This is a genomic window from Mycobacterium sp. (genome assembly GCF_049280035.1).
In the GTDB taxonomy this organism is placed as follows: domain Bacteria; phylum Actinomycetota; class Actinomycetes; order Mycobacteriales; family Mycobacteriaceae; genus Mycobacterium.
The window spans coordinates 1-7,206 of the sequence record NZ_JBAPPI010000552.1 but is presented as its reverse complement, the minus strand read 5'-3'; the positions used below and the strand labels follow the sequence as shown (position 1 = coordinate 7,206).

At 65.1% G+C, this 7,206-nt stretch carries 5 protein-coding genes and 2 pseudogenes; 3 read left to right on the top strand and 4 right to left on the bottom strand.

The window, feature by feature from the left end:
- Positions 1–241: 241 nt before the first annotated feature.
- The gene (locus WAN71_RS17940) at positions 242–1,345 is read right to left on the bottom strand and encodes an RNA-guided endonuclease InsQ/TnpB family protein (RefSeq protein WP_422226623.1); all 1,104 of its coding nucleotides are present in this window, start codon (positions 1,343–1,345) and stop codon (positions 242–244) included.
- Positions 1,346–1,557: 212 nt separating this feature from the next.
- Positions 1,558–1,674: pseudogene (locus WAN71_RS17935) on the bottom strand (helix-turn-helix domain-containing protein); the annotation flags it as partial.
- Positions 1,675–1,957: 283 nt separating this feature from the next.
- Between WAN71_RS17935 and WAN71_RS17930 the strand changes: the two are divergent.
- Positions 1,958–2,332, top strand: a complete 375-nt coding sequence (locus tag WAN71_RS17930; protein ID WP_422226622.1) for an amino acid-binding protein — start codon at positions 1,958–1,960, stop codon at positions 2,330–2,332.
- 250 nt (positions 2,333–2,582) lie between these two features.
- Positions 2,583–5,708, top strand: a complete 3,126-nt coding sequence (gene ileS / locus WAN71_RS17925) for an isoleucine--tRNA ligase (protein WP_422226621.1) — start codon at positions 2,583–2,585, stop codon at positions 5,706–5,708.
- A 21-nt stretch (positions 5,709–5,729) separates the two neighbouring features.
- Here ileS and WAN71_RS17920 read toward each other — a convergent pair whose 3' ends face one another.
- On the bottom strand, positions 5,730–6,212 hold the full coding sequence (locus tag WAN71_RS17920; RefSeq protein ID WP_422226620.1) for a hypothetical protein: 483 nt from the start codon (positions 6,210–6,212) through the stop codon (positions 5,730–5,732).
- A complete protein-coding gene (locus tag WAN71_RS17915; protein ID WP_422226619.1) occupies positions 6,212–6,781 on the bottom strand; it encodes a class I SAM-dependent methyltransferase in 570 nt (189 codons plus the stop codon). The genes WAN71_RS17920 and WAN71_RS17915 overlap by 1 nt, the downstream gene beginning before the upstream one ends.
- A gap of 48 nt (positions 6,782–6,829) precedes the next feature.
- Here WAN71_RS17915 and WAN71_RS17910 point away from each other — a divergent pair.
- Positions 6,830–7,206: pseudogene (locus WAN71_RS17910) on the top strand (DNA polymerase IV); the annotation flags it as partial.

The following is a 7,206-nucleotide window of genomic DNA, read 5'->3' as shown; positions in this document are numbered from 1 at the left end:
CACGGCGGGGTGCGGGCTCGTCATCGCGGTGAGCACCACGGCATCAGCCTGGATCAAACTGGTCTGCACGTAACCGGGTGGGAGGGTGGCCTGGCTACCACCCATTACCGTGTACGCTGCCTGCGCCAGCGGCAGAACCACATCGCGGGCAAACGCCGCGTCGAACGCCACAGCCGCAGTGTAAAGCGTGTCGAATGACTCGGTTGAGTGTTCGGCACCGCCCTCCTCGGGCGTCGTCAGTTCAGGCTGCGGGTGCAGTGTGAACATCGGTTCCCGCGTCTTTCGGGCTGGTTTCACTGGCACACGCAGGGTGCCGGTCAGCGCCGTCCCGTCGGCGGGCGTTGATGGCCCGGCCTCCGTGCTTGGGGGTCCGGGGTTCGGGGGAGTACGCGTGGTTTTCGCCCCAGCGAGCGAGATTAACCGCGGCATTGAGGTCGCGATCAAGAACCAAGCCGCAGTCGCACGTGAAGACCCGATCGGTGAGCGACAGCTCGGTGTTGCTGACTCCGCATGCCGAGCACAGCTTGCTCGATGGGTACCAGCGGTCGGCGGTGATAAGTTCGCCGCTTCGCCACTGCTGCTTGTAGCCCAGTACTCGGCCGAATTCGGCCCATCCCGCATCCGAGATCGCTTGGGCGAGGCTGCAATTGCGCAGCATACCTGCCACGTTCAGGTTCTCGATAACGAGTCGGTCGTGGGTCTTGACCAACTGATTCGATACCTGGTGCAAGAAGTGTCGACGCACGTTCGCGACGCGGCGGTGGTGACGTCCTAGCTTTGCGGCGGCCTTGCGGCGGTGGTGTGATCCTTTCTTCTTGCGGGACAATGACTTCGCCAGCCGCCGCTGGCGTCGCATCCCGACGGCGAGTGCCTTCGGCCCATCGCAGATGCGGGCGACTTCGGTGCCGTCGCTGGTGGCAGCGACCAGGAATGCCGATAGGCCCCGATCGATACCGACCCAGTCGCTGTGACGGGCCTCGCCGCGCGGCACGTGGCGGTGTGCAACGTGGAGGTCGGCGGCCTCCACGTTTATTGACACCCACCATCGGTCAGCGTGGTGGGAGACGGTGGCGAACAGGATCTTCGCTCGACCCTTGGCGAGCATGCGCCGCAACCGGCGGGTGTCATCGTGCACCGCGATCTGGCCGATGCCGGGCAGGGTGATCGAGCGCGACCGACCGTTGTCGCCGACTCGGATTGCCGGTCTCCCGCCCCTCGGGTGCCTGTTGCGCAACCGAAACGACGGCACCGCTGCGGTTTTCTTCTTGAAGCGGGGAACCCGACGCGCCGGCCTTTGCGCTTGCCTGAGCGCGAATCCGACCAGGCCCTCAGCGCCCGCCCGCAATCCACGGCAGCCTCCTCGAACACCTGCTGACAGACCTCGCGTCGCCACGGCAGCCCAGACGCCACGATGGAGGCGACGCCATCCGCGTCGACGGCGAATACCCGCCCAGCGTCGCGGGTTTTCTTCCAAGCGTTAAATATGTTGATTAGGTCGAATCCGCTCCACGGCACCTCAATACCAGGATCGGACGTGCGAGCCGTCAACGCGGTTTTGACCGTCCGCAGGCACTGGTTGAACGCAAACCGTGCCGCACCGGCATGCCGGTGAAGCGACTGTTGCTGCTCGACGGATGCGTCGAGACAGAATCGGAACGTCGTGTGGCGGCTCATCTCGCCTGCAGCTCTGCACACCACACTGACAAGTCGGGCCGCCCTATAATACCGCGTCGGATCCGATGTCAATTTCGCTGGCCATGTGACTGGGGACCTCTTGCACAACCTCATCTTCGGCTGCTCGGCCGCGCACAAACACTTGTGCTCCGGTACCGGACCGTCGGCCAGGCAGTGGGAACCCGGTGCTCTGATCGCAGCGTGAAATCGCGGCAATCGGCATCGGCATAAGCGGTAGCGTTGACATACGATCTGTTCAGACCTGGTGCGAAGGGAGCGCGTCATGGCGACCGATCTAACGCTCTATCTCGACGACGAGCCCGGCGAGCTCGCGCTGATCGGCGACGTCTTGGGCCAGGCGGGGGTCAACATCGCCGGTCTGTGCGCCCTGACCAGCGGCGGAGGGCACGCAGAGGTGCACATCCTGGTGCACGATGCCACCCCCGCATTCGAAGCGCTGCAGAGCGCCGGAATCAAGATCGCCGAGGAGCAAGAGGTGATCGTGCTCGACATCAAAGACCGTCCCGGCGCGCTCGGCGAAGTCGTCCACAAACTCGGCGCCGCGAAAATCAACCTGGAAACCGCCTATCTCGCCACCAACACCCGTTTGGTGCTTGGCGCGGCCAATCTCGCCGACGCCAAGGCCGCGCTGGCCTGATGTTGATTTGCTTCCGCCCCGTAGAATCTCCTGCAGCGGCGTCGATCCGGCTATCACCGGGGAGCCTTCGGAAGAACAGGCTCAGTTCCTAAAGGAACGGCTCAAGTAGATCCGAACGGGTAGGCCCGTCACAGCCGTCAACGAGCGGCCGCGCTTCGGCGTGGCAATGCGGGGTGGTACCGCGGCGCTTGCGCACCGGCGCGACGTCGTCCCCGGGCCTGGAAGTGGCACGAGGGAGACGACGCGCGCAGTGACCGAGAACGCCTATCCCAAGCTGGCTGGCGGTGCACCCGACTTGCCGGCACTCGAACTCCAGGTGCTCGGCTACTGGACGAGCGACGACACGTTCCGGGCCACCATCGCGCGGCGGGCTGACGCCCCGGAGTATGTGTTCTACGACGGCCCGCCGTTCGCCAACGGTCTACCGCACTACGGGCATCTGCTCACCGGCTACGTCAAAGACATCGTGCCGCGGTATCGCACCATGCGCGGCTACAAGGTGGACCGCCGCTTCGGCTGGGACACCCACGGGCTGCCGGCCGAACTCGAGGTCGAGCGGCAGCTCGGGATAACCGACAAGTCCCAGATCGACGCGATGGGCATCGCCGCGTTCAACGAAGCCTGCCGCGAATCGGTGTTGCGCTATACCGACGAATGGCAGGCCTATGTGACCCGTCAGGCCCGCTGGGTGGACTTCGACAACGACTACAAGACGCTCGATCTGCCTTACATGGAATCGGTGATCTGGGCGTTTAAACAGTTGTGGAACAAGGGGTTAGCGTACGAGGGCTACCGGGTGCTGCCGTACTGCTGGCGCGACGAGACCCCGCTGTCCAACCACGAGCTGCGGATGGATGACGATGTCTACCAGAGTCGGCAGGACCCGGCGATCACCGTCGGATTTCGCATCGCGGAGAGCGATGCAGAAGATCTCGTCGGCGCGCACCTGCTGGTGTGGACGACGACACCGTGGACCCTGCCGTCGAACCAGGCGGTCGCCGTCAACCCCGACGTCACCTACCTGCAGGTGCGGGCGGGGGAGCGCCGCCTGATTCTGGCCGAGGCTCGACTGGGCGCCTATTCGCGAGAACTAGGCGATGAGCCGGAGGTGCTGGGCACCTACCGCGGCAGTGATCTGGTGGGCCTGCGTTACCTGCCGCCGTTTCCGTATTTTATGGACTCGCCCAACGCTTTTCAGGTGCTCGGCGCCGAGTTTGTGACCACAGACGACGGCACCGGCATTGTGCACTTGGCCCCGGCTTACGGCGAGGACGACAAGGAGACTGCCGACAAAGCCGGCATCGTGCCGGCGACGCCCGTCGACGCCAGGGGCCGATTCGACGCGACGGTCGCCGACTACCAGGGCCAGCATGTCTTCGCGGCCAACTCGCAGATCATCCGGGACCTGAAAAACCAGAGTGGCCCGGCGGCGGCCAACGGCGCGGTGCTGATCCGCCACGAAACGTATGAGCACCCCTACCCGCACTGCTGGCGCTGCCGCAATCCGCTGATCTACCGGGCGGTGGAGTCGTGGTTTGTCAATGTCAGCGAATTCCGGGACCGGATGGTCGAACTCAATCAGCAGATCACCTGGTATCCCGAGCACGTCAAAGACGGTCAGTTCGGTAAGTGGCTGCAGGGTGCCCGCGACTGGTCGATCTCGCGAAACCGCTACTGGGGCACGCCTATTCCGGTCTGGGTCTCCGATGACCCGGCTTACCCCCGGATCGACGTCTACGGCAGCCTTGACGAGCTGGAGCGCGACTTCGGCGTGCGACCGGACAACTTGCATCGGCCGTATATCGACGAGCTCACCCGACCCAACCCTGACGACCCCACCGGACGGTCGACGATGCGGCGCATCGCCGACGTTTTCGATGTGTGGTTCGACTCCGGGTCCATGCCCTACGCGCAGGTGCACTACCCGTTCGAGAACCGCGACTGGTTCGAGACGCACTACCCGGGCGACTTCATCGTCGAGTACATCGGGCAGACCCGAGGCTGGTTCTACACGCTACATGTGCTGGCCACCGCGCTGTTCGATCGGCCGGCGTTCAAAACCTGTGTGGCGCACGGGATCGTGCTGGGCAGCGACGGGCAGAAAATGAGCAAATCGCTGCGCAACTATCCCGACGTCAGTGAGGTATTCGACCGCGACGGGTCCGATGCCATGCGCTGGTTTTTGATGGCCTCGCCAATCCTGCGCGGCGGGAACTTGATCGTCACCGAGCAGGGTATCCGCGACGGGGTGCGCCAGGTGCTGCTGCCGTTCTGGAATGCTTACAGCTTCTTGGCCCTCTACGCGCCAAAAGTCGGCACCTGGCGCACTAATTCAGCGCATGTCCTGGATCGTTACATCCTGGCCAAATTGGCGGCGTTGCGCGACGACCTGACCGATGGGCTGGATGTGTGCGACATCTCGGGGGCGTGCGAGCAGCTGCGGCAGTTCACCGAGGCTTTGACGAATTGGTATGTGCGACGGTCCCGCTCGCGGTTCTGGGAGGAGGACCCCGATGCGATCGATACCTTGCACACCGTGCTCGAAGTAACCGCGAGGCTGGCCGCGCCGCTGCTGCCGTTGACCACCGAGATCATCTGGCGCGGTGTTACCGCCGAGCGTTCGGTGCACCTGACCGATTGGCCGGAAGCCGGGGTGCTGCCTGCCGACGCTGGGCTGGTCGCGGCGATGGATCAGGTGCGCGAGGTGTGCTCGGTGGCCTCGTCGCTGCGTAAGGCGAAGAAGCTGCGGGTGCGGCTGCCGCTGCAGAAACTCACGGTGGCCGTGGACAATCCGCAACGACTGGAACCGTTCGCCGATCTGATCGCCGACGAGCTCAACGTCAAGCAGGTCGAACTCACCGAGGACATCGACAGCTACGGTCGTTTCGAGCTGACTGTCAACGCCCGGGTCGCCGGGCCGCGACTGGGCAAGGATGTACAGGCGGCGATCAAAGCGGTCAAGGCCGGCGTGGGGGTGATCAACGCCGACGCCACGCTGACCGCCGGCCCGGCGGTGCTGCAACCCGACGAGTACAGCTCGCGGCTGGTGGCCGCCGACCCCGACAACACCGCGCCGCTGCCGGGCGGGGCCGGACTGGTGGTGCTGGACGCCACGGTGACGCCTGAGCTGGAGGCCGAGGGTTGGGCTAAGGACCGCATCCGCGAGCTGCAGGAGTTGCGGAAATCGACCGGGCTGGACGTCTCCGACCGGATCAGCGTGGTGATGTCGGTGCCGCCGCAGCGTGCCGATTGGGCCAGCACACATCGCGACCTGATCGCAGGGGAAATCCTGGCTAGCAGCTTCGAGTTCGGCGAGCCGGGGCCGGGCGCCACCGAAATCGGCGACGACGTGCGGGTCGCGATCGCGAAGGCCTGACGCCGCGAAAGTGCTTCGCGTCTAGAGGTTCCGCAGCGCGCGGTGTACGTGCGGCCAGAACGGCATGCCGGCAACGATCGTGCCGCCTGCAGCGATGATCCCGATCGCGGCGTCAACGCTTTCGCGCCCCTCGGTCCCCCAGTAGACGTCCTCGAGATCGAGCAGCAGCGCCAACTCGTCGACGATCATCGCATTCGCCGACCCGAAGGCGATCGCGGCTGCGGGATGATGCCGTTGCCGCTCGGTTCCGCGCAGGCCCACGGCTGCCACGCACGCCAGCAATGCGATACCGATGTTGTAGTGGTGGAAGTGCTTGCCGCCTAGACTCATACCTCCGCCCGACGGTCCGTGTCCGGCACGGATCCAGTGGGTGAGCGCGCGCAGACCGGCGAACGTGACGGTAAACGTCGACCAGGCCAGAACTGTCGCCTGTTCACCGGGTTCGAGCCGAGTGCCCCATTCGTCGCGTAACCGAGCCCAGGCCCTGCCGATTTCGTTGCGCATCAGCGTGCCTTGACCGCGCGCCAGCGCAGCCTGCGGCCTTTGGCCTCGACATGTGCATCGTCAAATCCCGCTGCGTGCAACCGGTCAGGCAACGTGTCCGGCGACACGGGGTTGCAGGTGTCGCGAAAATGCAAGATAGAGAACAGGGTTGACGCCGCGCTGTCGCTGCCGGCGAAGACACCGCCGGGCCGCAGCACTCGAGACGCCTCGGCGAACAACTGATCCTGCAGCGCCGGCGTCGGAACGTGATGCAGCATGGTGAAACACACCACCGAGCTGAACTCCTCAGACGGTAAGCCGGTGTCGGTTCCGTCGCCCTGGATGATGCGTGCGCGGTCGCCGTACTTGTCTTTCAGCAGGTCGGCCATCGGCTGGTCGATCTCGACTGCGGTGTAGTGCGGCGCTTTGTCGATCAGCGCCCGGATGTTGGCGCCGTAGCCGGGCCCGATCTCCAGCACGTTGTCGCCCAACTCGACGTGGCCGAGCACCCACGGCAACAGCGCGTCTTCGACCACTTTGAAGTAGCGATCGGAGCTGCAGCACAACCGGTGGCACAAGTTCATGGCCATGATTTAGACGCTAGCGCAATAGCATCGGGGTTTGTGGAATCCCGTTGGGTGCTGCACCTCGACATGGACGCGTTCTTTGCGTCCGTCGAGCAGCTCACCCGGCCCACATTGCGGGGGCGCCCGGTGCTGGTCGGCGGACTGGGCGGCCGCGGCGTGGTGGCAGGCGCGAGCTACGAATCACGGGTTTTCGGCGCCCGGTCGGCCATGCCAATGCATCAAGCACGCAGATTGATCGGCGTGACGGCGGTGGTGTTGCCGCCGCGCGGCGTGGTCTACGGAGTCGCCAGCCGTCGGGTCTTCGACACCGTGCGCGCAGCCATGCCCGTCCTCGAACAGCTCTCCTTCGATGAGGCGTTCGGGGAGCCGTCGGAGCTGGTTGGCGCCTCGGCGGCCGAGGTCGAGCGGTTCTGCGAGGACCTGCGGCG